This is a genomic window from Methanococcus maripaludis, from assembly GCF_013760955.1.
In the GTDB taxonomy this organism is placed as follows: Archaea; AGJL01; Methanococci; order Methanococcales; family Methanococcaceae; genus Methanococcus; species Methanococcus maripaludis_A.
In genome coordinates this window covers 331,578-354,127 of the sequence record NZ_JACDUL010000001.1, presented here as the reverse complement: position 1 = coordinate 354,127, position 22,550 = coordinate 331,578, and the positions used below count along the sequence as shown (strand labels likewise).

The 22,550-nt window shown below is 33.5% G+C and carries 27 protein-coding genes and 3 tRNA genes; 15 read left to right on the top strand and 15 right to left on the bottom strand.

Features of this window, described 5'->3' with window-relative positions; all coding sequences use genetic code 11:
• Positions 1 to 251: 251 nt before the first annotated feature.
• Positions 252 to 1,562, top strand: coding sequence for a methyl coenzyme M reductase-arginine methyltransferase Mmp10 (gene mmp10, locus HNP90_RS01970; RefSeq protein ID WP_011977186.1), 1,311 nt, complete (start codon positions 252 to 254; stop codon positions 1,560 to 1,562).
• Positions 1,563 to 1,634: 72 nt separating this feature from the next.
• On the opposite strand, the gene HNP90_RS01965 is transcribed toward mmp10, so the two are convergent.
• A tRNA-Met gene (locus HNP90_RS01965) sits at positions 1,635 to 1,749 on the bottom strand.
• Positions 1,750 to 1,878: 129 nt separating this feature from the next.
• Between HNP90_RS01965 and HNP90_RS01960 the strand changes: the two genes are divergently transcribed.
• The 3 genes from HNP90_RS01960 to HNP90_RS01950 all read left to right on the top strand — a co-directional run bounded on the left by HNP90_RS01960 (position 1,879) and on the right by HNP90_RS01950 (position 4,063).
• A tRNA-Leu gene (locus HNP90_RS01960) sits at positions 1,879 to 1,963 on the top strand.
• A 163-nt stretch (positions 1,964 to 2,126) separates the two neighbouring features.
• Complete coding sequence (locus HNP90_RS01955; protein ID WP_011977185.1) at positions 2,127 to 2,684, top strand: UbiX family flavin prenyltransferase; 558 nt, start codon at positions 2,127 to 2,129, stop codon at positions 2,682 to 2,684.
• Between the two features lie 26 nt (positions 2,685 to 2,710).
• Entirely contained in the window at positions 2,711 to 4,063 is a 1,353-nt protein-coding gene (locus HNP90_RS01950; RefSeq protein WP_011977184.1) for a signal recognition particle protein Srp54, read from the top strand.
• 81 nt (positions 4,064 to 4,144) lie between these two features.
• Here the strand turns inward: HNP90_RS01950 and npdG are convergent, their stop codons facing one another.
• Positions 4,145 to 4,816 carry an NADPH-dependent F420 reductase gene (gene npdG / locus HNP90_RS01945; protein WP_011977183.1) on the bottom strand — a complete coding sequence of 224 codons (672 nt, stop codon included), beginning with the start codon at positions 4,814 to 4,816 and terminating at the stop codon, positions 4,145 to 4,147.
• A gap of 21 nt (positions 4,817 to 4,837) precedes the next feature.
• A complete protein-coding gene (locus tag HNP90_RS01940; protein WP_011977182.1) occupies positions 4,838 to 5,644 on the bottom strand; it encodes a sugar phosphate isomerase/epimerase family protein in 807 nt (268 codons plus the stop codon).
• Between the two features lie 79 nt (positions 5,645 to 5,723).
• On the opposite strand from HNP90_RS01940, the gene HNP90_RS01935 reads away from it, so the two are divergent.
• Complete coding sequence (locus tag HNP90_RS01935; protein ID WP_011977181.1) at positions 5,724 to 6,299, top strand: FumA C-terminus/TtdB family hydratase beta subunit; 576 nt, start codon at positions 5,724 to 5,726, stop codon at positions 6,297 to 6,299.
• An 85-nt stretch (positions 6,300 to 6,384) separates the two neighbouring features.
• Here HNP90_RS01935 and HNP90_RS01930 read toward each other — a convergent pair whose 3' ends face one another.
• Genes HNP90_RS01930 through HNP90_RS01910 form a run of 5 tightly spaced genes read right to left on the bottom strand, consistent with a single transcriptional unit; the run spans position 6,385 to position 9,747 of the window.
• The gene (locus tag HNP90_RS01930) at positions 6,385 to 6,870 is read right to left on the bottom strand and encodes a 30S ribosomal protein S19 (RefSeq protein WP_011977180.1); all 486 of its coding nucleotides are present in this window, start codon (positions 6,868 to 6,870) and stop codon (positions 6,385 to 6,387) included.
• Positions 6,871 to 6,908: 38 nt separating this feature from the next.
• Positions 6,909 to 7,631: a 50S ribosomal protein L2 gene (locus HNP90_RS01925; protein WP_011977179.1), complete on the bottom strand. Its 723-nt coding sequence runs from the start codon at positions 7,629 to 7,631 to the stop codon at positions 6,909 to 6,911.
• A gap of 40 nt (positions 7,632 to 7,671) precedes the next feature.
• Positions 7,672 to 7,932, bottom strand: coding sequence for a 50S ribosomal protein L23 (locus HNP90_RS01920; RefSeq protein ID WP_011977178.1), 261 nt, complete (start codon positions 7,930 to 7,932; stop codon positions 7,672 to 7,674).
• Between the two features lie 21 nt (positions 7,933 to 7,953).
• Positions 7,954 to 8,712 carry a 50S ribosomal protein L4 gene (gene rpl4p / locus HNP90_RS01915; RefSeq protein ID WP_011977177.1) on the bottom strand — a complete coding sequence of 253 codons (759 nt, stop codon included), beginning with the start codon at positions 8,710 to 8,712 and terminating at the stop codon, positions 7,954 to 7,956.
• Positions 8,713 to 8,742: 30 nt separating this feature from the next.
• Complete coding sequence (locus HNP90_RS01910; protein WP_011977176.1) at positions 8,743 to 9,747, bottom strand: 50S ribosomal protein L3; 1,005 nt, start codon at positions 9,745 to 9,747, stop codon at positions 8,743 to 8,745.
• 267 nt (positions 9,748 to 10,014) lie between these two features.
• Here HNP90_RS01910 and HNP90_RS01905 point away from each other — a divergent pair, with 267 nt between their 5' ends.
• Positions 10,015 to 10,605, top strand: coding sequence for a translin family protein (locus HNP90_RS01905; RefSeq protein WP_011977175.1), 591 nt, complete (start codon positions 10,015 to 10,017; stop codon positions 10,603 to 10,605).
• 60 nt (positions 10,606 to 10,665) lie between these two features.
• Here the strand turns inward: HNP90_RS01905 and HNP90_RS01900 are convergent.
• Positions 10,666 to 10,740, bottom strand: a tRNA-Ile gene (locus HNP90_RS01900).
• Positions 10,741 to 10,893: 153 nt separating this feature from the next.
• On the opposite strand from HNP90_RS01900, the gene HNP90_RS01895 reads away from it, so the two are divergent.
• Entirely contained in the window at positions 10,894 to 11,211 is a 318-nt protein-coding gene (locus HNP90_RS01895) for a DUF4870 domain-containing protein (protein ID WP_011977174.1), read from the top strand.
• A 14-nt stretch (positions 11,212 to 11,225) separates the two neighbouring features.
• Here the strand turns inward: HNP90_RS01895 and HNP90_RS01890 are convergent, their stop codons facing one another.
• The 4 genes from HNP90_RS01890 to HNP90_RS01875 all read right to left on the bottom strand — a co-directional run bounded on the left by HNP90_RS01890 (position 11,226) and on the right by HNP90_RS01875 (position 13,613).
• On the bottom strand, positions 11,226 to 12,047 hold the full coding sequence (locus tag HNP90_RS01890; RefSeq protein ID WP_011977173.1) for an NAD(P)H-hydrate dehydratase: 822 nt from the start codon (positions 12,045 to 12,047) through the stop codon (positions 11,226 to 11,228).
• A complete protein-coding gene (locus tag HNP90_RS01885) occupies positions 12,044 to 12,604 on the bottom strand; it encodes a putative Se/S carrier protein (protein ID WP_011977172.1) in 561 nt (186 codons plus the stop codon). Before HNP90_RS01885 ends, HNP90_RS01890 begins: the two co-directional genes overlap by 4 nt.
• Positions 12,605 to 12,665: 61 nt before the next feature.
• Positions 12,666 to 13,136 (bottom strand): YeeE/YedE thiosulfate transporter family protein, encoded by a 471-nt coding sequence (locus HNP90_RS01880; protein WP_011977171.1) that lies wholly within the window; start codon positions 13,134 to 13,136, stop codon positions 12,666 to 12,668.
• 21 nt (positions 13,137 to 13,157) lie between these two features.
• The gene (locus HNP90_RS01875; RefSeq protein WP_011977170.1) at positions 13,158 to 13,613 is read right to left on the bottom strand and encodes a cytochrome c; all 456 of its coding nucleotides are present in this window, start codon (positions 13,611 to 13,613) and stop codon (positions 13,158 to 13,160) included.
• Positions 13,614 to 13,820: 207 nt separating this feature from the next.
• Here HNP90_RS01875 and HNP90_RS01870 point away from each other — a divergent pair, with 207 nt between their 5' ends.
• Together HNP90_RS01870 and HNP90_RS01865 are read left to right on the top strand one after the other, a co-directional pair.
• Positions 13,821 to 14,432: a hypothetical protein gene (locus HNP90_RS01870; protein WP_011977169.1), complete on the top strand. Its 612-nt coding sequence runs from the start codon at positions 13,821 to 13,823 to the stop codon at positions 14,430 to 14,432.
• Positions 14,433 to 15,629 carry a tripartite tricarboxylate transporter permease gene (locus HNP90_RS01865; RefSeq protein ID WP_011977168.1) on the top strand — a complete coding sequence of 399 codons (1,197 nt, stop codon included), beginning with the start codon at positions 14,433 to 14,435 and terminating at the stop codon, positions 15,627 to 15,629.
• Positions 15,630 to 15,635: 6 nt separating this feature from the next.
• Here HNP90_RS01865 and HNP90_RS01860 read toward each other — a convergent pair whose 3' ends face one another.
• Together HNP90_RS01860 and HNP90_RS01855 are read right to left on the bottom strand one after the other, a co-directional pair.
• On the bottom strand, positions 15,636 to 16,181 hold the full coding sequence (locus tag HNP90_RS01860; RefSeq protein WP_011977167.1) for an adenylate kinase family protein: 546 nt from the start codon (positions 16,179 to 16,181) through the stop codon (positions 15,636 to 15,638).
• 8 nt (positions 16,182 to 16,189) lie between these two features.
• Positions 16,190 to 16,642 carry a hypothetical protein gene (locus HNP90_RS01855; protein ID WP_011867821.1) on the bottom strand — a complete coding sequence of 151 codons (453 nt, stop codon included), beginning with the start codon at positions 16,640 to 16,642 and terminating at the stop codon, positions 16,190 to 16,192.
• Positions 16,643 to 17,016: 374 nt separating this feature from the next.
• Between HNP90_RS01855 and HNP90_RS01850 the strand changes: the two genes are divergently transcribed.
• The 6 genes from HNP90_RS01850 to HNP90_RS01825 all read left to right on the top strand — a co-directional run bounded on the left by HNP90_RS01850 (position 17,017) and on the right by HNP90_RS01825 (position 22,542).
• Entirely contained in the window at positions 17,017 to 18,261 is a 1,245-nt protein-coding gene (locus HNP90_RS01850; RefSeq protein ID WP_011977166.1) for a phosphoglycerate kinase, read from the top strand.
• Positions 18,262 to 18,399: 138 nt separating this feature from the next.
• Positions 18,400 to 19,371, top strand: coding sequence for a methanogenesis marker 2 protein (locus tag HNP90_RS01845; protein ID WP_011977165.1), 972 nt, complete (start codon positions 18,400 to 18,402; stop codon positions 19,369 to 19,371).
• Positions 19,372 to 19,380: 9 nt separating this feature from the next.
• Entirely contained in the window at positions 19,381 to 19,671 is a 291-nt protein-coding gene (locus tag HNP90_RS01840; protein WP_011977164.1) for a hypothetical protein, read from the top strand.
• A complete protein-coding gene (locus HNP90_RS01835; RefSeq protein ID WP_011977163.1) occupies positions 19,668 to 20,378 on the top strand; it encodes a class I SAM-dependent methyltransferase in 711 nt (236 codons plus the stop codon). Before HNP90_RS01840 ends, HNP90_RS01835 begins: the two co-directional genes overlap by 4 nt.
• Positions 20,375 to 21,184, top strand: a complete 810-nt coding sequence (pheA, locus tag HNP90_RS01830; RefSeq protein ID WP_011977162.1) for a prephenate dehydratase — start codon at positions 20,375 to 20,377, stop codon at positions 21,182 to 21,184. Before HNP90_RS01835 ends, pheA begins: the two co-directional genes overlap by 4 nt.
• A 107-nt stretch (positions 21,185 to 21,291) precedes the next feature.
• Positions 21,292 to 22,542, top strand: a complete 1,251-nt coding sequence (locus tag HNP90_RS01825; RefSeq protein ID WP_011977161.1) for an LL-diaminopimelate aminotransferase — start codon at positions 21,292 to 21,294, stop codon at positions 22,540 to 22,542.
• Positions 22,543 to 22,550: the final 8 nt, after the last annotated feature.

The window sequence follows — 22,550 nt, the reverse complement described above, 5'->3', positions numbered from 1 at the left end:
CTCCTATTTTTTTGATATATACATCATAACATTATTGAAAGAATATATATTCAAGTTTTCATTAAACTCAAATAGAAAAATATATATAGTGTCTATTGTCGATTAAGTTTTAGATTAGGTTAAATATTTCAATTTTTAGTACGTAATACCGTGTTAAATCAAAATTAACCGGTCTATTGTTGAGATACATCGGATGTTTTTAATGAATTACTATTAATTACTATTTTTATAAACTCAAATAAGATGGTAATATGAACCAAAAGTTAGGATTTAATAATTTTGATGTGGGTTTTGGTTTCGAAAATAACGAAAATAACAATTCGAATACCAAATCACAGTTATTAATTGACCTCAAGGGGGAGCCTGGAAAAAATTGCGGGGGTTTTTGTAAATTCTGCTACTTTAGAAAAGTTAATTTTAATAACCCAGAACCTTTAGGTTGTAGACAGTGCACATTCCAAGTAGGATGCGACTACTGCACAAATTCGATAAGGGAAATCAATGGAAACTTTATTCCAATACCCTTTGCGATTGAACAGGTTCAAAACGCACTAATCTTCAATATATACGAAAAAGTAAATATTACAAGTGGTGGAGATACGAGTTACTACCCATATCTCGAAGATCTATGCAAAATAATCAATGAAATGGGTTTAAGGATACATTTGGGATATACTTCAGGTAAGGGATTAAAGGGCATTGATTCAGCAAAATATCTTGTAAAATCTGGTGTTGATGAAGTTACCTTCTCAGTTTTCTCAACGGATCCAAATCTTAGAAAAGAATGGATGAATGATAAAAATCCAGAACAATCCCTCGAATGTTTGAAGTATTTCTGTGAAAGTTGTGAAACCCACTGTGCGATAATCGTAGTTCCTGGAGTGAATGACGGTGAAGTATTGAAAAATACTATTTCAGACCTCGTTTCATGGGGTGCGAATGCCGTAATACTTATGAGATTTGCGAACAAGGTTGAAAATGGGCTTATCTTTGAAAATGAACCATTAGTTGAAGACATACCTGTTCACACTGTAGAAGAGTTTGGAACACTGGTAAAAGAAATGTATGAATTGTTTGGAAATAGTGTAAGAATTTCAGGAACTCCGGTGTATGATCCGATAACAAACACGCCGTTTGCAATTTACTATGAAGACGAAGTTTTGAATGAATTGCGATCAAAAATCAAAGCAGAAGCAACGATAATTACCGGAAATGTTTCTTATATATATTTAAGTAAAATTTTCGAAGGGACTCCAATAAAAGTCATTTCAGTAAATAAAGACATTGCAGATTTAATCACAAAAAAAGATCTTGAAACAGTTGATCTTTCAGAAGTAACTGATACAGTACTTTATCCTGAAAATGCACTCGTTCATGAAAGAGATGCAGAAGATATTTTTACAAAAGATGGAATGAAAAGAATAGTTTTAAGAGGAATTGATAAACTAACGATGGATGGGGAAGTTTCAGGAATTTTTACAAAAGAAGAAGCAATTGAATTTGAAGTAAATGCTTTCAATGAATTAATTGAAAAGATAAACTTCTTTGGAAATCCTGTTTAATTTTTTAATTTTTTTATAATCAAATATACTTATAAATTTAGATATACAAATTAATTTGCCCAAAAAGAAAAATGCCGAGGGGGGGACTTGAACCCCCGACCTCTCGGTTTCCCAGGACCCAAGGGGAAGAACCCCTTAGGAATTTCCGTATGAGCCGAGCGCTATAACCAGCCTAAGCCACCTCGGCAATGTGCTTCATCAAAGCATCTTAAAGTAAGCCGAACAAATATATATAGTTTTTGTAGAAAGTTTTAAATACTGAAATACAAAACTACACTATGCTTAATTGAATAAGCACTTTTCAAAGGTTCACTGTGCGAGGGTTGCCAAGCCTGGTTAAAGGCGCTAGGTTGAGGGCCTAGTCTCATAGGAGTTCGAGGGTTCGAATCCCTTCCCTCGCATATTTTTCAAATTACAAAATGCGTTTTTTATAAAGTTTATTTTAAAAATGATTTTTTCATAATCTATTCTAATATTATATTATCTAGATTTTTCAATTTTTATACCATTCTATATATAAAAAGTCGGGAGAATAGTTTTTATTATAATCATCGAAGGGATAACATGGATGAGATAATAGTTTGTATTACTGGAGCTAGTGGTGTAATTTATTCAAAACGGCTTTTAGAAGTTTTAAACGAAGAAAATATTAAAACATTGCTAATAATCTCAAATTCCGCTAAAAAAATAATTAAACACGAACTTAAAATGGAAATTGAGGAATTTAAAAACCTTTCTGATAACTACTACGAAAACGACAACTTTTTTTCACCCGTAGCATCAGGTTCACATAAATTTAAAGCAGCAGTCGTGGTTCCATGTTCAATGAAGTCGTTGTCATCAATAGCAACAGGGTACAGCGATAATTTAATTGGAAGAGTCTGTGATATCGCACTAAAAGAGCGAAGAGATTTAATAATCGTTCCAAGGGAAATGCCATTTAGTACAATTCATCTTGAAAATATGACGAAACTATCTCATTTAGGAGTTTCAATAATTCCACCGGCTCCGGGATTTTACAACGATCCAAAAACAATAGATGATCTCGTGAACTTTGTTGTTGGAAGAATTTTGGACAATTTAAAAATAGAAAATAAAATATTTAAGCGATGGGGAGAATAATTACCTGCTAATAACTTGGTGAAAATATGCTTGATAAATTAGGCCAGAACCTCTCTGAAGCACTAAACAAAATTAAGAACGCTACTTTTGTCGATAAAAAACTCGTAAAAGAAGTAATTAAAGATATTCAAAAGGCTTTAATCCAGTCCGATGTTAACGTGAAATTAGTATTTAACATGAGTAAAGAAATTGAGAGAAAAGCTATCGAAGAAGCACCTCCAAAAGGACTCTCAAAAAAAGAACACATTGTAAAAATTGTTTACGATGAACTTGTTAACTTACTTGGAGAAACTACTCAAAAATTAGAACTCGACCCTTCAAAAAAATCTGTAATTTTACTTATTGGTATTCAAGGAAGCGGTAAAACAACGAGTGCTGCAAAACTTGCAAGATATATCCAGAAAAAAGGTTTAAGGCCAGGATTAATTGCAGCGGACGTTTACAGGCCTGCAGCATACCAGCAGTTAAAACAGCTATCTGAAAAAATAAATGTTCCACTATTTGGTGACGAAACAAGAACAAAAACTCCGGTAGAGATTACTAAAGAGGGAATGGAAAAACTGAAAAAAGTAGATGTTATAATCATCGATACAGCAGGTAGGCACAAGGAAGAAGAAGGTCTTTTAGCTGAAATGAGGGAAATGAAAGATTTAACCAATCCAACTGAAATAATCTTGGTGATTGACGGAACTTTGGGTCAGCAGGCTAAAAATCAAGCAAAAGCATTCAAAGAATCAGTTTCAGAAATTGGAAGTATTCTTGTTACAAAATTAGATGGTTCTGCAAAAGGTGGTGGTGCATTGAGTGCTGTTGCAGAGATCAATGCCCCAATTAAATTTATCGGAACTGGTGAAGGAGTCGACAATTTAGAACAGTTCGACCCTAAAAAATTTATCTCCAGAATTCTTGGAATGGGGGACTTAGATTCCCTTTTAGAAAAAACTGAAGATATAATGGACGAATCAACGGAAGAAAGTATTGATTCTATCTTAAAAGGTAAATTTACATTAATCGAGCTTTACGCACAGCTTGAAACGATATCAAAAATGGGCCCAATGAAACAGATTTTAAGCATGATTCCTGGAATGGGCGGAAACCTTCCAAAAGAAGCTGCACAGTTAACTGAGGACAAGCTGAAAAGATACAAAATTATGATGGACTCAATGACAATGGAAGAAAAAGAGAATCCTGAACTCATAAAAGCTTCAAGGCTCCAGAGAATTGCAAAAGGTGCAGGGGTAAAACAGGAAGAAATAAAGGATCTTTTAAAATACTATTCAACTACAAAAAATGCGTTTGGAAATTTGAAGCGCGGAAAAATGCCAAAAATGGGTGGACAGATGGGCCAGATCATGAGGCAGTTAATGTATAAAGATTAACTTAAAAACAATTATTACTTTTTTAACCAATATTGTGTATAATAATTTTATTTTTTAAAAAAAAGGGGTAGTAATTCGATATTAAATGTTTAATCCAGTAATGTGGATTCCTGCACCTTTTAATTTGTATTTTATATTTAACTGTATCAATAGCGGGGTAATTTGTTCTATAAATTTTGAAATTTCTAATTTTCCCGCATCAATTCCCCTAACTCCGGGAATTTCGCTTGCAAGGTCAACAATCACTTTTTTAGCATCATTGTCATTTCCTGCAATCAAAACATCGCAATTCACTTCGCAGTCCAAATCTTCTAAACATTTTGAGCAGATATTTTGAAATCCGCTGACAACTTTTGATTCTGGAAGTATTTCTTGAATTAATTCTGCAACTGAACCTTGGGGGCATGTAATAACTCTTGTTGGTTTGTCCCCAATTGCAGTTGCAAGTGGAACCCCGATTGATACAACTATTTTTCCTTTCAATACTTCTTTTAATTCTTTTAATGTGGAAATTGTGTATTCAAAAGGTAAAGATACAATAACTACATCAGCCAATTTTGAAGCTTCAATATTGGTCATTCCTTTAATATTTGCAGAATATCCTTTATCTGAAATTATTTTCAAAGCATTCTCGGAAGCTTCAACGGCTTTTTCTGCTTTTCTCGATCCGATTAATATTTCATGATTTTTTGAAAATCTAAGTCCAAGTCCAAATCCCTGATCTCCTGTTCCACCAAGTATCGCAATCTTCATAATCACACCTTTTAATTTATTTTATTCTTCAAGCATCGATAGATATTTTTTTATCGTTTCTCTACCGCCTACTGCATCTCGTATACTTTTAGATTCAAAAGATAAAACATTATCGTAGTTAATATCTTTTAATTCATTCAAAATTTTTAAAAAGTCAATGTTTCCAGCACCAATTAATGCGTGTTCGTCTTCAGTTCCCATATTATCGTGAATATGGCAGTGAACAATTCCTTTACCTATTTTGTTAAGTTCTTTTACAAAAGTTTCAGGATTTTCAGTTGCAGTATTTGCGTGACCAATATCAAAGGTAATTCCAAGATACTTTGAATTAATATCTTTTATAATGTCTTTTAAAGATTCAATCGTAACACCTAAAACACCGGGGTAATTTGGCATGTTTTCTAGTCCAATCATTACTTCGTAGTCTTCTGCCATTTCTACTATATCATTTAAAGAAGAAAAATTGTTATCCAAAATCTCTTTTGTATAGTCAGACCATAGTGGCGGTAAATATCCTGGGTGAACCGTAACAACATTTGCATCGAGTTCAAAAGCACCCTCAATTGCTTCGATAATGCTGTTTGTTGTTAGGTTTCTGACGTCTCTATTCATTGATGCAGGATTTAAATCTGAAAACGGTGCGTGAATTACTAAATCAACATCGTATTCTTCTCTTAAATTTCGTAAATATTTTATATTTTTAGGATTTAATTGATGACTTCCTTCAGAAACGATTTCCCAGCAGTCAAAGGAGTTTGTCGCAACTTTTTCCATTGACGACTGCAGAGTTTCAGGTAAAAACACTAAAGATGATATTCCATATTTCATGATTATCTCTCCCCGCTTTATCTATTAATATATAATAAAAGCATTCTATCTATTAATTAGTTTTTATTCTGGTGATAACGTGCAATTAAAAACACCTATTTCAAAGGAAGACGTTAAAAAACTTAAAGTTGGGGATATCGTATATTTAAGCGGCGATATCTGTACTGGAAGAGATGAAGCCCACATAACAACAATAGACGAAAAAAAACCCCCGATAAATCTTGAAAATGGGGTAATTTATCATGCAGGTCCGATAATGAAAAAAGATGATAATGGCAAATGGACATGTGTTGCAATTGGGCCGACAACATCTGCTCGTATGAATGGACTCGAAGAAAACTTCATAAGAATTACAAATATATCTGCAATTGTTGGAAAAGGCGGTATGGATGATAAGCTTTTGAAAACTTTTGAAGAATTGGGTATAGTTTATCTTGCAGCACCGGGGGGATGTGCAGCACTTTTGGCAGATTCGATTAAGGAAGTGAAAAACGTTTATCATCTTGAACTTGGAATGCCCGAAGCGTTCTGGGAGCTAAGTGTTGAAAATTTTGGACCATTAATTGTTGCAATGGATGCTCATGGAAACAGTATCTATAGTGAAGTTAACAAAGAAGTCGATAAAAATTTAGAAAACATTCTCAAAAACTTATAATTTTTTTAAAACAAATATTAATTCTATTAATTTAAATATACAAATTAATTTTTCCAAAAATAAAAAAAGAGATTTTAAATTCCAATTATTTAATTGGAACGAACATTGAACCTCTTGTTGCACCCATACCAGGTGAACCGTGCTGAACAACTGATCTCGTTGGAGCCATTTCTCCTAAGAATCTTCCAACGGTTTCTTCAACTAATTTAATTTCTTTGAATTCTTTACCGTTGTAGATACCAAAGGTTAACCCAATCATTTCAGGGGTTATAACGAAGTCTCTACAGTGTGTTCTTATCACTCTAGGCTCTTTGCCTCTGTTTGTTAATCTTCTAGCTTTTTTAATTTTCATAACCAATTTTCTTTGGTTAGGGGTAATTCCTCTGAGCATTGTTCTTCTCTGTCTTGAAGGAACAATTTCCATGAATTTTTTGATAGGCATTTCTTGAAGTTCTTCCAAAGTGAAACCTTTGTATTTGAATTCTACTCTTCTTCTTGGTGCTACACTTTGTTTTTGTTTATTCTTCTTTCTTGCGCCACCTTTGCCACTATATTTTTTTTGTCTGGCCATGTTTTCACCTTTAAAATTTAAAGAGATAGCTTAAGTTATTATTTCCTACCGGTTCTTCTTGAAGCGATATGTCCTACTTTTCTACCTGGGGAGGTATGTCTTGAAACGCTTGATGGTTTTCCTAAGTGCTGGTGTCTTCCACCACCGTAAGGGTGATCTACAGCGTTCATTGCAACACCTCTAACTTTTGGCCATGCAATAGCTTTAGCGCTTAATGAATGGTGTTTTTTACCTGCTTTAACAAATGGTTTTTCTTTTCTTCCACCACCTGCAACAACACCAACTGTTGCCCTACATGCAGGGTTTAGAACTTTTGAAAAGCCTGAAGGTAATTTTACGATTGTTTTTCCAACATCGTGTGAAACAACGTGTGCGTAGCATCCGCCAGATCTTACTAATTTACCGCCATCTCCAGGGATGGTTTCAATGTTGTATACTGGAATACCTTCTGGGATTTCACCAAGTGGTAAAACGTTTCCCGGTTTGATTTCTGCGCTGATACCGCATTCAATCTCTTCTCCAACCTGAATTCCTTCTGGAATTAATACTAATCTTTCTTCATCGTTAGCAAATCTTACTTTTGCTACTGGTGCAGATCTTCCTGGGTCGTGTAAGATATCAACAACGGTTCCGAGGATTTTTCCGTCCTTTTCCATTTCGTCGTAACTTCTGTATTTAACTGCACCTTTTCTTTTATGAGTTGGGGATCTGTATTTTGGAGTCCCTCGTCCTCTATTCTGGGAAATCAGTCTTTTACCCATTATATCACCATATTATTTAATAGTGTTTTCTTAAATCGAATTAGTAGATTCCTAAACTTGCAGCTACTTCTCCAGCGTTGTATTCAGATTTCAACGTAATGTATGCTTTTTTCTTTCCTTTTGGAGTAATGCTTGTGTTTATATCTGCAACTTCAGCATCGAACAATTCTTTGATTGCTGCTCTAATGTCTGCTTTTGTTGCTTTTCTTTCAACGTAAAATACCAATCTGTTTTCTTCTTCAATGAGTTTCATTGTTTTTTCACTAACGATTGGTGTTTTTATAACATCAAAGGCATCCATGCCATTCACCTCGTATTGAGCTTAAAATCTTCCGTTTATTTTTTCAATGGCATTTTCAGTCCAGAGTGTTAATCTTCCAGCCATTGTTCCTGGTGCAATGTGTATTGCGCTTAAGTCATTAGCTGTAATTACATCTACACCTGCGAGATTTCTTGATGCAGCAATTGCTTCACATGCATCGCCTACAACAACCAAAACACTTTTTGGTTTTTTGTATTTTCTGCCTCTTAATTTAGCTCTTCCAGCTTTAATTTTAATACCGTCTTTAGCTCTTGCTAAATCAGCATCTAATTTTAAAGTTTTAAAAACCTCTAAAACTTCTTTTGTTTTAGCAAGGCTTTCAAAGTCTGCGTTAACAACTAAAGGTAATGAAGGAACACCTTCGATTTTGTGGCCTCTTGCTGAAACAATTTCTGGAATTGCTGAAGCAGCAATAGCGCTTGCTAATGCTTTTAATTTTTCTTTTCTGTTTATTCTTTCGAATAAGATTTTTTCAACTTTTGGAGGGTGAGCTCTTCTTCCACCAACTGCTTGAGGAACGAATGCACCAGCACCTTGTGCGGTTCTTCTAACTCTAGCTTTACCGTGTCCTTTTCCGATTGATTTTGCTGAAGTTCTGTAACCTGCAAATGCATCGCAACCTTTTGGTTGTAATTTTGCGGTTAATGATGAGATTACTGCCCTTTTGATTAAATCTGGTCTGTATTCAGTTTCAAATACAGCGGGTAATTCGATATCTCCCTTTTCAGAACCATCTAAATTGTAAACTTTAACATTCATAAGTTAACACCTGCTCGTGTTTTTGAGTAATTAGTTTCCTTGTTTGGATTCTGTACTGATGTAAGCAACTTCTGGTAAGCCGAATTTGTCTTCAGCAGCTCTTACAGATCCTCTTAAAACTACTAATCTTTTTGCAGGACCTTGAACAGTTCCCTTAACTACAACGTAGCCGTTTTTAACAGCACCGTAGTTTAAGAATCCGCCTTTAGGTGTAATTTCAGCGCCTTCGCTGCCTAATTTTAAGATTCTTTTGTTGTATTCAGTTCTTTGGTGGAAACCCATCTGACCAGGTAATGGTACAGTCCACATAACTCTTCTTGGTCTCCATGGACCGATTGAACCTGTGTGTCTACCAACACCTTTTCTTTGGTGTTTTCCAAATTGAACTTTGATTCCCCATCTTTTAACTGATCCTTGGAATCCTTTACCTTTAGTAATTGCTAAAGTATCGATAATTTCTCCAGCTTCAAATACATCGCTAATTGCGAGTGTTTTGCCTAAGATTTCTTTAGCGTAAGCTAATCTTTCAGCAACTGATGATCCACCAATTCTGATTTCAACAACTTCAGGTTTTTTCTTTGGTATTCCTGTAGTTTTTGGGTTTGTGTGAACAATAACTCTTACTTCTGTAGCTTTTTCTAAAACTGCGTCTAAAGCATCAGCAGTTTTTTTCTCTTCTTTCTTAACTAAAGTTAATTTTCTTCCTAAGTCGTTGTCTAACTGTTCAGCCCATACTTCAGTTAATGCTTTTAACCCTTTGGTTGTTTTTTCGTAGAGTCTGATTCCTGCTACGGTAACGTCCGGTGTTTCTAATACGGTTACAGGTGTAAATACTTCCTGACCATTGTTTGGACTTTTTGGGTTATTTTCGATCAATAAAGCATGTGTTGTTCCTGCTTTGTATACAGGGAATGCTTGGAGCCCTACTTTTTTATCTGCAGGCCATGATCTGATTTTAGGAACTAATTTCTTAGCTCTTTTTCTTGGGCTAAATGCTAGGGAACCTCTACGAGGTCTGCTTTTTTTCATACCCATAGTATAACCTCCTATGATAGTTAACTAGAATTCCCGTGTTTTATTCGCGTAGAACTAGTCGTTTTTTGAAGTGTTTGTTAAGTTTTTTTAAAAACAAAGCAACCTATTAATGGCTTACGCCTTTTCAGGTCTTCCACATAGTTGCCTACAAACATTAATCATTACAATATATATAGTTAACTCCACAACTGACTAAATCAGTATTTATTTTAAAAAAGAAATATTTTTAGTTATTATTGTATTTGGTTAATAAAAAAGGGTGATTATGTGAAAAATAGTTCTTATTTAATAGAATTCTTCGAAAAAAAGAATAATACGCGGGAAAAAATTTTGAAGATTTCAAGGGAAATTGTAAAAGATTCTGGACTGATTATTAGAAGAATACAGAAAGGGGAAATGGTGGATTTTTCAGATATCGAAGAAAAATTAAAAGAATTAAAAAACTTTTCAGAAGATCACTTTGAATTCCAAAAATATCGGGGAACTCCAGAACAGGAGTATGTTGAAGCAAGAGTTTACCATTCGATAATTTTCGAAAACAAAATTTTGGGGTTTTCTGATTTTGAAAACATCTTAGAAGAAAACTATATTTTGGGATTGTGCGACGTTATCGGTGAACTTAGAAGAATAATTCTTGAATCGATTCGAAAAGATGAAAAAACAAAAGCAGAACTTTATTTTGAATATATGGAAAATATTTACGACTTTTTGATGGAATTTGATAACTACCATGTAATTGATGGACTTAGAAGAAAACAGGATGTTTCAAGAAGTTTAATCGAAAAAACTCACGGAGATATAGTTAACTTCAACGAAAACCTGAAACTTAGGATGGAACTTTCTAAATTTAATAAATAACCTTTTTTAATTACTTATATATTTAAATATACAAATTAATTTTCCTAAAATAAAAAGAAGTAGGGCAGCGGGGATTCGAACCCCGGGCCACTCGGTTATCAGCCGAGCACTCTAACCAGGCTGAGCCACTGCCCTAATTTCCAATGCTTTTCGAAGCAAAATGAAATAAGGTGTTTTCATATATAAACTTTTCTATTGATATTAATTTTTGATGTAGTTCAAACCAAAAGTAATAATTACTCCCGGCAAACAGATAATATAGATGTTAAACTATGGTAGAGGTAGATTATGGCACTATTTGGTCTTAAAGATACACACACGGCAGTTTTGGCATACCTTTTGGGTTTTATTTCGGGAATAATTGTATTACTCCTTGAAAAAGAAAGCAGTTTTGTAAAATTCCATGCAATGCAGTCCACAATAGCATTCGGGGCAATATTTGTTTTAAATATAATTTCTGGTTATGTCCCCATGGTTGGAGGTATTTTAAGCAATCTTTTAAGTTTAATCGGATTAATAATCTGGATTGTTGGAATGATAAAGGCTTACCAAGGAGAAAGATACAGATTCCCAATAGTTGGGGATATTGCTGCAAAACAAATTTAATTTTTTTACTTTTTTTATAAATCGAATTCTTTTAAAGCATCAGGTATTTTTTGAATGATTTCATAAATTTGAGTATTTGGCCTTGGTTTTACAAGTTCTCCTAATTTTCTATTGAGTTTGCATCCAAGTATTCCAGCTTTTTCACTTTTAAATCCGCATGCAATTAATGAAGAAGCAAGTCCTGTTAATGTATCTCCAGTTCCCCCGATACACTCCATTGCTTCAAATTTTGGATATTCAACAATATCGATAATATTTCCTTCAGTTACAATATGGTCTTTACTTCCTTTTACAACCATATTTTTTGGCATTTTTTGGATATATGCCATTTTTATTAGTTTTGGAATTTCTTTATCATCGATTTCTGAGATAAATCCCCTTACATATGCAGGGTGAGAAGATTTTTCATCTGCTAAAAATGCAAGTTCCCCGACATCTGGAAAGAACATGTGGAATTTATCCCCTATACCTGCAGCTTTTCCAGCGTACATTCCGCCAGCGTCACCGATTACTTTTTTTGAGAAGTCAACTTTTATAATTTCAGATATTTTTGGTTTTATGTAATGGATAATTGTTAAGTCGTCATCAATTTCGTGTAATTCTTCGTAGATTTTTAAACTCCCGTCTCCTTCTCCAACGTCTCCCGCAGTAATAAAGGTTAATTCATCTTCTTTTCCAAAATATTCCAATGTTTTAAAAGCAGCACCCAATAGGGCACAGGTTCCCATGGATAATGGCAGGTCTTTATTGTTTATGTTAACAGTATTTTTATTTAATTTGATCGGGCTTTTGATAAGTTCCAGTCCTTTTATCGGTACTGCGCCTGCAATAATCATTTTGTACCCTCTAACGCAATTGTTTTCGCCTTTTCAAAAGCTTTATTGAGTGTATATGCACATAATGTGTACCCTAAATTTTTTGGACAATCCTCTTCAGGTATTTCGAGTATGTTTTTTCCCTTTAATTTTAGATTTAAATAAGGTACATCGGGACAGCCCCCTCCAGATACATTTACAATATTTCCAACCTTATCGATTGTAATTTTCATGTTTCCTGATCTTACAAGTATAAATCCATCGATTTCTTTTACTTTTACAAGACTTAGCGGTTCCATTGAAGTATCATCCAACGATATGAATTTAACAGCTTTTAAATTGTTATTTTCAAGCTCCCTTTTGATTCCCATTTCTTCCACGAGGTCGTATTCGACTGCCAAGTCACAACCTTCTCGAATTTCCTGAGGCGGAGCTACAACTTTTACAGAATAGTTTTTTAAAATTCTTTCTGCGGATATGGCTTCTTTTACATTTTTAAATAATATTAAGCCATTTCCCTTTTTTTCTTCTTTTTTAGGATTTAGAATTGTGTTTAATTTACTGAAAATCGAAGACATAACTGCCACCAAATTGAACTAATTTTTCAAAAAAATAGTAGAAATTAATTATATTTACTGCTTATGCTAGGATTGATCCAACAAATGGTAATACCCACTGGTGGAATACTATTGCACCAACTGCTAAACCAACTACGTATGCCATAGCAGTTTGGTTTCCTTCTCCAGCCATTACGTAGTTTCTAAATGGACATCCGCCTTGAATAACGGATAAAAATCCAACTCCGAAACCACCAATGATTGTAACAATGAAGTGTGCACCAAAGCCGAGGCTTCCTGCAGCATCTCCACCAATTGCTGTGAGTCCTTTTGTTGCTATCCATGGGAATAATGGAAGCATTCCAATAACATTGAATATAATTGAACCGATTAAGGCTCCTCCGACAAATCCGAATAAACCTTTAACTAACCATGTATCTTTCATGAGGTAGTAATCCCTGATTCCCCCACAAAAGCACATTGATGATCTCTGTCCTAAGTATCCTAAGAGAATACCAAATGCCAAAGTGGCAATTGCAGGTACGTAACTCATCATTTCACCTTTTTTCCTTAATTATGCCTTTTTTAGATATACTTCAGTAGAAACGATTACTCCGGCAGCGATACCTAAAATACCGAGTAAACCAAATAAATCTCCGTAAGCAGTTCTTAAACCCATTCTAACTGGGCAACCGCCCATTAAAAGTGCAAAATTCAGTACTAAAAATCCAAGAATGAATCCAGTAACCAAATTATGGGTTTTTCTAATTTTGAAATCTTTATGAACAATTGCACCGATTAGTGCACCGATTAGTAAACCAACAACAGTTAACAAAGGGAATAATTTTGATACAGGAGCCATTCCTAATGCGGTTCCAGCAACGCTATTTACAATCCAGTTTACGAGGTCTCTCGTGTGACATGCAACACAGAGTCCGTATGCTGGAGGCGGACTTACTTTAAAGATAACTTCTAAGAGTATTGCGGAAAAACCTGCTATAAGGCCAGTCTGCAATGGTGAAACTTTCATTTAGTCACCCCTATTTCTTTAATATGATGTTTTATATTAGATATTTTAATAGGAACATTGTCCAAGCATACTCTTTTCTGCTTAATACATTATTTATAATTATTTATTAGATAAGTTAATAATATTCTACTAATTTAGAAAACTTATACAGATTTAAATATGAATATATTGTTATATAATTGAGGACATAATTAAAAGAGGGGTATATTGTCGTCTTTAGTTTTAAATGATAAAAAAATAGTATTTTCTTGTATATTATGCGTAGTTCTTGGAATTTCTTTTTTATCAACATATAATATAGATCCAGAAGAAAAACACATATCTGATTTAAATGACGGGAATTATGTAAAAATAACTGCTAAAATACAGAAATTAGATGTAAAAACGAATGAATATCTCGAAATTACGGGAATAAAATCCATAAAATTGATGGATGAAACCGCAGGGGACCTTTTGCTTTATGTTCCAGACGATATATCTGATGAATTTTTAGAAATTATATTAAAAACAACTCCAAGAATAAAAGAAGGAGATATTGTTGAAGTAACTGGAAAAATTCAAATTTACAACGGACTTTATGAATTAGTTTTAGATGATTCAAACGATTTCGAATTAGTTGAAAAAGTAAATTTTAAACGAGATATATTTCTTTCAAAATCCAAAACTAACTACTACGCATCAAAAAACAGTGAAGTGTACCACAATTTTGAAGATTGTCCATATGGTTCTAAAATAGTTGAAAAAATCTATTTTAAAACCGAAGAAGATGCAGTAGATTTAGGATATGAACTATGTAGCTACTGTGAAAAAAGGGATTAAATGATTCAAAATTTACTTTTTTTAATTTTTGGAACAGTTACTGGAACAATTACTGGATTAATTCCTGGAATTCACCCAAATACGATTATTCCAATTTCAATAGTTTTATTTCCATATTTTGGAAGCAGTAATTATTTCAGTTTTTTAATAGGACTTTTAATTTCGCACTACTTTTTAAATTACATTACTTCTGCGTTTATCGGAGTTCCAGACGATGAATCTGCGGTGGCAGCAGTTCCAATGCATAATTTAACGATTTTGGGGCGAGGCTACGAAGCAGTAGTTTTGGCAGGATTTGGAGCATTTTTTGGAATAATATTTTCAATATTGATATTTATGATAATTTCAACAATAAATATTGATTTTTACAGTTTTTATTCAAATTTAAAACCATTTATTCCATATATCTTAATATTATTCATGGTAATTTCGATTATTTTTTCGAAAAGTCGAGTATGGACTACTTTGATAATTTTATTTTCCGGAATTTTGGGAATTATTGTATTTTACAAAAATCCATCTTTTGATTATTCTTTGACTGTAATTTTTACAGGAATGTTTGGAATTCCGCTTTTGTTTGAAAATTTAAATAAAAAAGAACTCGGGAGCCAGTTCATCAGTTTTCCAGAAATAAAATTTTCATACTTAAAATCTGCAATTTTTGGAACGTTTGGAGGATTTTTGAGGATATTTATTCCTGCAACCGGTGGAGCACAGATGAATTATTTTTTAAGTAAATTAATAAAAGAAGAAAATCTCGAAAATTTCATAATTTCACAAGGTTCGATAACTCTATCTAACGAACTTTTTTCAATTCTGGCAATTATGATGATTGGAACGGGAAGAAGCGGAGTTTCAGAAGCAATAAAAAGCTTAAAAATCGAATATGTAACTTCAGAACTTTTTGCAAATGTAACTATTGCAACAGGCCTTTCTTTTTTAATTTTAACTGTAGTTTCAAAGTATTTTTTACAAAACATTAATAAATTTGATTATGGGCAGATTTCAAAAGTTTTGATAGTTTTCTGCACGATTTTGATGATAATTCTTTCGTTTAAAACTTACATGGTATACCATATAGTAATATATCTTGTATCAATTTCAATCGGGATATTATGCGTTAAAAAACGAGTAAATCTATCGAACATGATGGGTGTTTTGATATTCCCCACGATTCTGTATTTTTTAAAAATTTAAAAAAAGTTATTCAATAAGATAGAAATAATCTTCAAGCCAGCTTATGTTTCCATATTCTGGATTTTTCAAGTCTAAAAACATTAATATTTCATTTACTATCTTTTCCGGATCTTTTTCACTACAATCTATCTCAAAAATCTTTGATTCATCGTTTTTTTCAATAGATTCCACTAAACAAACGTCCAGAAGTTCGGCTTCAACATTTTCCTTTACTTTTTCAGAACTATAATTTCGAGATTCCAGCCGATTTTTAATCAGTAGTGGATTTGCTCTAAGTACAATGATATAATCCGGATTTAAGTAATGGCTGACGTGTCCATCCAGTATTAAATCTTCGGTTCCAACTGACTGAATATATTTATTTAATTTATCAAAATCGACAACATAGGAATCCATTTCGATATCCTTTTCCAGATAAAGTCCGTTCTTAGAAACCACTTCAGTAATATTTATGCAAGCGATATCTTTACCGCCAGATTTTAATTTTTCAAAGAGGAGGTTTGATACAGTCGACTTTCCAACTCCGGGAGTTCCAGTAATTGCTATTATTATATTTTCACCTATTCTTCGACTTCGTGAACAGGTTCTTCTGATACGTATTTGTCTACTTCAACGTCTGATTTAATTGCAAGAATCGTGTTTTCTCCAACTCTTCCTAGGCTGTAGTCTAGTGTTTCGAGATATTTTTTGAAATCGTTAAATTCTTTAATAATTGCTTCTATCGGAACTTCTTCAAGGTTAATTACAATAACATCGTGTTCTACGATATTTTTAATGTATTCAAAGTCTTCTGGCGATTTAATTCTTGTTGTAAGAACCCTGGGGTAAATTTTGTGTTTTATGACTTGCACTTTGTTTTCGGAAGTTTCCTGGGTTATAGGTATTTTTTCAGACTCTTTGATTTCGTATGCTGAATATTCCTGACCAATTACAACGTATTCTTCTTCGTGTACTGGAACTTGGGTTGGCAACTCTTTATTTCCCACAAATATTCTTTTGATTTTTTTAAACATGTTATTCCTCCGCCGTGGCTTATGTGCCTGAATACATGGATTTATAATACATTTATCTAATGAAGTTATTTATCTTTTTTGATTAAATTTTTCTATTTTATTAAATTTTAGACTTTTCAAGTATTATAACATAATCAAAAACTACATAAAAGATTAAAATACTGTTTAAAGGGCAGTTTTTGAATAATTGGGCCAGCAATTTTGAATAAACAAACAATATTTTTGAAAAAACATGTATTAATTTATAAATACTAATTCAAATAATTCTTTTACAAAATAACATTAAATTAAAGATTTATTATATAGTACCCATTTCGAATGTTATTGTTAAATAGATGAATTTAATCAAACCACGAAAAAACGGAGGAATAATAATGTTTTTAACTCTTGACGACTTTGAATTGGAAGGAAAAACGGTTGCATTGAGAGTTGACATTAATAGCCCTATTGATGTTAATACCGGAGATATTTTAGATGACACAAGGATTAACGCCTGCTACGATACAATAAAAGCTCTTTCTGAAAAAGGGGCAAAGGTAGTTATTTTAGCACACCAGAGCAGACCTGGAAAAAAAGACTTCACAACACTCGAAGCGCATGCAAAAAAACTCTCTGAAGTATTAAAAATGGACGTTACACACGTAGATGGATTAATTTGTGCGTCGGCACGTGAAGCAATTCTTGCAATGGACAATGGGGAAATAATACTCCTCGAAAATGTAAGGCTTCTTGCTGAAGAAGTTTTATCTGACTGGAAGTCTTGGGAAGAAATTACTCCAGAAAAACAGGCTAAAACAGTTATGATTAAGAAATTACATCCTTTTTTCGATTATTTTGTTAACGATGCATTTGCAGCAGCTCACAGAGCTCAACCTTCTCTTGTCGGACTTTCGTACTATATTCCAATGTTATGTGGAAGGGTAATGGAAAAAGAATTATTTACACTTACAAAAGTTCTTAAAAATCCTGAAAGACCTTGTGTATTTGCTTTAGGCGGTGCAAAAGCTGACGATAGTATTGAAGTATTGAAGAATGTGCTTGAAAAACAAACCGCTGATCAGGTTTTAACAAGTGGTGTTGTTGCAAATATATTTTTAGTTGCAAAAGGCTATAAAATCGGGCCAAATGAAAATGTAATTGCAGATATGGGTTATACCGATCAGATAGAAATTGCAAAAGAGTTAATTTCAAAATATGGCGACAAAATCGTGGTTCCAATCGATGCAGCATTAAATGTTGATGGCGAAAGGGTTGAAAAAGAACTCGACTTAAACGAAGAAATAACTTACCCTATTCACGACATGGGCGAAAACACAGTGAAATTATACGAAGAAATCTTGAAAAATGCAAAAACAATCGTTGCAAACGGCCCTGCCGGAGTTTTCGAGAATAAAAATTTCTTAAAGGGAACCGAAGAACTTTTAAAAAGCACTGCAAATTCAAAAGGCTTTTCAGTTATTGGTGGGGGCCACCTCTCAGCAGCTGCTGAGGTTGTTGGTTTAGCTGGAAAAATGGATCACATAAGCACTGGTGGTGGTGCATGTATTGAATTTTTAGCCGGTAAAAAACTTCCAGTAATAGAAATGCTATTGGAATCCTACGAAAAACATAAAGTTTAAAATAAACGAAATAACCCGAGTTTTGATTTCGAAATTCGGTGTAAATTTAATTTTTATGGAAAATTATTTATAAGAATCAACTTACTATTTATTATTAAAATAGTTTTTTCGGATATTATAGAACACGTGGGCGATTTTATGGATTTAAGCAAGCTCTCTGATGAACTCAGAAATTTTGAAGGCGTTACAAGAAAAAAAGAAATCAAAAATGTAGTCAATAACTTTAATTTTCAAGAAGATTATGACTTCGATATTGTTGTAGATTTTGGCGATGACGCGGCAATAATTGGAATTGACGATGAAAACGCAGTACTTCTCGCAGCAGATGGGATTTGGGGAAAATTGCTTGAAACAGATCCATTTTGGGCAGGATACTGCGCAGTTTTGGTAAATGCAAATGATATTGCTGCAATGGGTGGCAGATCCATTGGAATGACAAATATCATTGGAATAAAAGACTGCGATAAAGGAAGAGACTTGTTAAAAGGTCTTAAAGAAGGAGTCAGTAAATTTGGAATACCTGTTGTAGGTGGCCACACGCACCCTGATGCACAGTGCAATGTTTTAGATATTTCAATTACGGGAATTGTAAAACGAGACAATGTTTTAAGAAGTGACGCTGCAAAAGTTGGGGATAAAATTGTATTTGCATACGATTTGGATGGAAAAATTCACGAAACATTTAATTTAAACTGGGATACTACTTCAATGAAATCTAAAAAGTATGTTCGAGACCAGTTAAAAGTTCTTGAAATAATCGGTGAAGAACATCTTGCAAACTCCTGTAAGGACATAAGTAATCCTGGTGGGCTTGGAACATTGGGAATGCTTTTAGAAGTTTCAAAAAAAGGTGCAGTTGTGGATGTAAGTAAAATTCCGGTTCCAGAAGATATTCCATTGAATCACTGGCTTAAAATGTACCCTGGAAGCGGTTTTGTATTTACTGCGCCTGAAGATAAAACAAAAGACTTAATTGAAAGACTCGAATTTGCAGGAATCGCATCTGCAGTTTGCGGAGAAGTTAAAAACGACAGAAAATTCATGATAACTGACGGAAATGAAAAAACCGTGTTTTTCGACTTTGAAAAAGAATACATCTGTGGCTGTTAAGGGATATGTATGAAAATGATGATAGATGGAGTATTTTATAACCCCGAAGAAATAGATTTTGAGGGGGTCCTTCAAAAACTCGTTGAACTTTTAGGCGAGGACTTAAAAGTTTTGTCTTTAGAATTTCCTGAGTTTGCAGCCATTTATGAACCGGATTGTTATTACAGGTCAGGTTTTTGTCTTGACAAGGAAGTTGATGAAGAATTAAGCGATGAAGAATTAGCAAAAATTAGGGAAGGGATAATAGCTGTATTTCCAGAAGGCACTATTGTTTACAGCCTTAAATGTGAAATTTTATGAATAAATTAAAATCAGATGAAGTAAAAGATTTCTATGAAAATTGGGATGTTTCAAAGTATCCTGATTACTTAAAACTATTAATGGAGTTTGAAGAAAACCTCATTTTTAAAATAATTTCAAAAGATGACTTTTTTAAATCTTTATTTGATAATCGCAAAAATACTAAAATACTCGATTGCGGTTGCGGATTTGGTTCATTTTACGACTTAACAAGAGATTTTGATACAATTTACCTCGATTTTTCACTAAATCTTTTAAAAAAATTTAAAATAGAAAAAAATAAAATCTGTGCAAATATTGAAAAACTGCCATTTAAGGACGGTATTTTTGACTCGGTCTTATGTATCAATGTTTTAGAGCACGTTGATTTTAAAAAAGCAATTTCTGAGGTAAAAAGAGTTTTAAAAACAGATGGAAATGCTTATTTTATTGTAGTAAATTCTGATTCAATAATAAATGATGAAATATTTGTGGAATGGAAAATACCTCACAATTTAATTTCAAAATCAGATTTTAATGGTATCGAATCAGAGGATTTTAAAATAGAATACATAAACTCATTTTATTTTTTACATCCTTTCTTCAAGGTGTTTCCAAAACTTATTTTAAAAAGAATAATAGATTTATTTTTTAAAAATGATGAAAAAATTTCAAAGATTTTGAAATTTAAAGGACAGTTTCTAATTTGCAGAATGGTGAAAAAATGATCTGCTGTCTCGGGCCAAAGGGAAGTTACAGTGAAAAAGCGGCTGTTACATTTTCAAAGGCAATAAAAGATGATGAAATCCAGTTTGAAGATTCAATTTACAATGTATTTAAGGCAATTGAAACTAATTCTGAATTTTTTGGGGTGGTTCCCTCTGAAAATTCAATTGGTGGTTCAGTATCGCTTACACAAGACCTTCTTTTGGAGTTTCCAGTAAAAATTCTCGGTGAAGTGGATATTTCAATAAACCACTGTTTAATTGGTTACGATATTAAAAAAATAACTGAAGTTTTAGCCCACCCGCAAGCACTCGCACAGTGTGGACACTACATTACAAAAAATAACTGGGATATAACGCCGGTTGACAGCAACGCAAAAGCTGCAAAGATAGTTTCAGAGAAAAAAGACGAAAAACTTGCAGCAATTTGTGGCGTTGAAAATGCTGAAATTTATGGGTTAAAAGTTCTCGATGAAAACATTCAGGATTATAAAAACAATACTACAAGATTTTTTTTGATCTGCAATAAAAACAAGGATTTTAAAACCGATTTAAAACCAAATAAAGTATCCCTTGTAATCGAGATAAATAAAAACATGCCTGGAGCATTTTATGAAGTTTTGGGCGTATTTAAGTACCGAAACGTTAATTTAACAAGGATTGAATCAAGACCTTCTAAAAAAGAAATTGGAAATTATGTATTTTACATAGATTACGAATATTATGATGACAATTCTGCACTGCTTCGAGATCTAAGGATGTGGGCATTAAATGTAATCGAACTTGGAAATTACTTTGTGTTAAAATAGTTAAAATTAGCGAAAGGATTTAATTTATCCATTTACATATTTTTAAATGCATTACTATTTATATGAAAACCGCTTATTTACTAAAAATCACTTATTTGGGTGTTAAAATGGAAAGTTACATTCAAAATTTGTTCGCTGAAAGAATTGGCGGCAAAAGCTTTGGAAAAGAAGATGTAATCTACAAATTCGAAAAAATTAAAAGAGCAAAACAGGCTGCGAAATTAAAGTACCCTGACATGGAATTAATCGACATGGGTGTTGGGGAACCTGATGAAATGGCTGACGAGTCCGTAGTTGAAGTTTTATGCGAAGAAGCAAAAAAACACGGAAATAGAGGATATTCTGACAACGGAGTTCAGGCTTTAAAAGACGAAATCCCAATTTACATGGAAAAAATTTTTGGAGTTAAAGATTTAGACCCTGTAAACGAAGTAGTTCACTCAATCGGATCAAAACCTGCTTTAGCATACATCACATCAGTATTTATCAACCCTGGCGATGTAACCTTAATGACAGTTCCAGGATACCCGGTCACTGCAACACACACCAAATGGTACGGTGGAAGTGTAGAAACCTTACCATTGTTAGAAAAAAATAACTTCTTGCCAGAACTCGATGCGATTTCAAAAGAAGTTAGGGAAAAAGCAAAAATCCTCTACTTAAACTACCCAAACAACCCAACCGGTGCTCAGGCTACCAAAAAATTCTACAAAGAAGCAGTTGATTTCGCATTTGAAAACGATTTGATTGTTCTTCAAGACGCAGCATACGCTGCATTAACTTACGGCGACAAACCGCTTTCATTCCTTACAGTAAAAGATGCAAAAGAAGTCGGTGTCGAAATCCACAGCTTTTCAAAAGCATACAACATGACCGGATGGAGACTTGCATTTGTTGCAGGAAACGAACTTATTGTAAGGGGCTTTGCAGCAGTTAAAGATAACTACGATAGCGGACAGTTCATCCCAATTCAAAAAGCGGGAATTCACTGTTTAAGACACCCTGAAATCACCGAAAAGACAAGGGCAAAATACGAAAGAAGACTCTCAAAAATGGTTAAAATCTTAAACGAAGCAGGATTTAACGCAAAAATGCCCGGAGGAACATTTTACCTCTACGTGAAAGCTCCAATTGGAACAAAAGACGGCGCTAAATTTGCAAATGCTGAAGAGTTCTCACAGTTCATGATAAAAGAAAAACTTATTTCAACCGTGCCTTGGGACGATGCAGGCCACTTTGTAAGAATGGCAGCATGCTTTGAAGCATTCAAAGACGGTGAAATTTCAATCGAAGAAGAAGACAGAATCTTAAACGAAGTTAAAAGAAGATTAACTGAAGTAGAATTTGTCTTTGAATAATTTTAAAC

Coding starts and splice junctions, on each gene's coding strand:
- HNP90_RS01925 (WP_011977179.1), bottom strand. CDS start 7,631: ATGGGTAAAAGACTGATTTCCCAGAATAGAGGACGAGGGACTCCAAAA.
- HNP90_RS01875 (WP_011977170.1), bottom strand. CDS start 13,613: ATGAAAGTTTCACCATTGCAGACTGGCCTTATAGCAGGTTTTTCCGCA.
- HNP90_RS01940 (WP_011977182.1), bottom strand. CDS start 5,644: ATGAAATATGGAATATCATCTTTAGTGTTTTTACCTGAAACTCTGCAG.
- HNP90_RS01890 (WP_011977173.1), bottom strand. CDS start 12,047: ATGATTATTGCAGGCGCAGTACCGATAAAAGGACTGGAACTTATCAAA.
- HNP90_RS01920 (WP_011977178.1), bottom strand. CDS start 7,932: ATGGATGCCTTTGATGTTATAAAAACACCAATCGTTAGTGAAAAAACA.
- HNP90_RS01885 (WP_011977172.1), bottom strand. CDS start 12,604: ATGTCTTCGATTTTCAGTAAATTAAACACAATTCTAAATCCTAAAAAA.
- rpl4p (WP_011977177.1), bottom strand. CDS start 8,712: ATGAATGTTAAAGTTTACAATTTAGATGGTTCTGAAAAGGGAGATATC.
- HNP90_RS01845 (WP_011977165.1), top strand. CDS start 18,400: ATGGATTTAAGCAAGCTCTCTGATGAACTCAGAAATTTTGAAGGCGTT.
- HNP90_RS01950 (WP_011977184.1), top strand. CDS start 2,711: ATGCTTGATAAATTAGGCCAGAACCTCTCTGAAGCACTAAACAAAATT.
- mmp10 (WP_011977186.1), top strand. CDS start 252: ATGAACCAAAAGTTAGGATTTAATAATTTTGATGTGGGTTTTGGTTTC.
- HNP90_RS01910 (WP_011977176.1), bottom strand. CDS start 9,747: ATGGGTATGAAAAAAAGCAGACCTCGTAGAGGTTCCCTAGCATTTAGC.
- HNP90_RS01895 (WP_011977174.1), top strand. CDS start 10,894: ATGGCACTATTTGGTCTTAAAGATACACACACGGCAGTTTTGGCATAC.
- HNP90_RS01955 (WP_011977185.1), top strand. CDS start 2,127: ATGGATGAGATAATAGTTTGTATTACTGGAGCTAGTGGTGTAATTTAT.
- HNP90_RS01835 (WP_011977163.1), top strand. CDS start 19,668: ATGAATAAATTAAAATCAGATGAAGTAAAAGATTTCTATGAAAATTGG.
- HNP90_RS01850 (WP_011977166.1), top strand. CDS start 17,017: ATGTTTTTAACTCTTGACGACTTTGAATTGGAAGGAAAAACGGTTGCA.
- HNP90_RS01825 (WP_011977161.1), top strand. CDS start 21,292: ATGGAAAGTTACATTCAAAATTTGTTCGCTGAAAGAATTGGCGGCAAA.
- npdG (WP_011977183.1), bottom strand. CDS start 4,816: ATGAAGATTGCGATACTTGGTGGAACAGGAGATCAGGGATTTGGACTT.
- HNP90_RS01855 (WP_011867821.1), bottom strand. CDS start 16,642: ATGTTTAAAAAAATCAAAAGAATATTTGTGGGAAATAAAGAGTTGCCA.
- HNP90_RS01930 (WP_011977180.1), bottom strand. CDS start 6,870: ATGGCCAGACAAAAAAAATATAGTGGCAAAGGTGGCGCAAGAAAGAAG.
- HNP90_RS01840 (WP_011977164.1), top strand. CDS start 19,381: ATGAAAATGATGATAGATGGAGTATTTTATAACCCCGAAGAAATAGAT.
- pheA (WP_011977162.1), top strand. CDS start 20,375: ATGATCTGCTGTCTCGGGCCAAAGGGAAGTTACAGTGAAAAAGCGGCT.
- HNP90_RS01865 (WP_011977168.1), top strand. CDS start 14,433: ATGATTCAAAATTTACTTTTTTTAATTTTTGGAACAGTTACTGGAACA.
- HNP90_RS01880 (WP_011977171.1), bottom strand. CDS start 13,136: ATGAGTTACGTACCTGCAATTGCCACTTTGGCATTTGGTATTCTCTTA.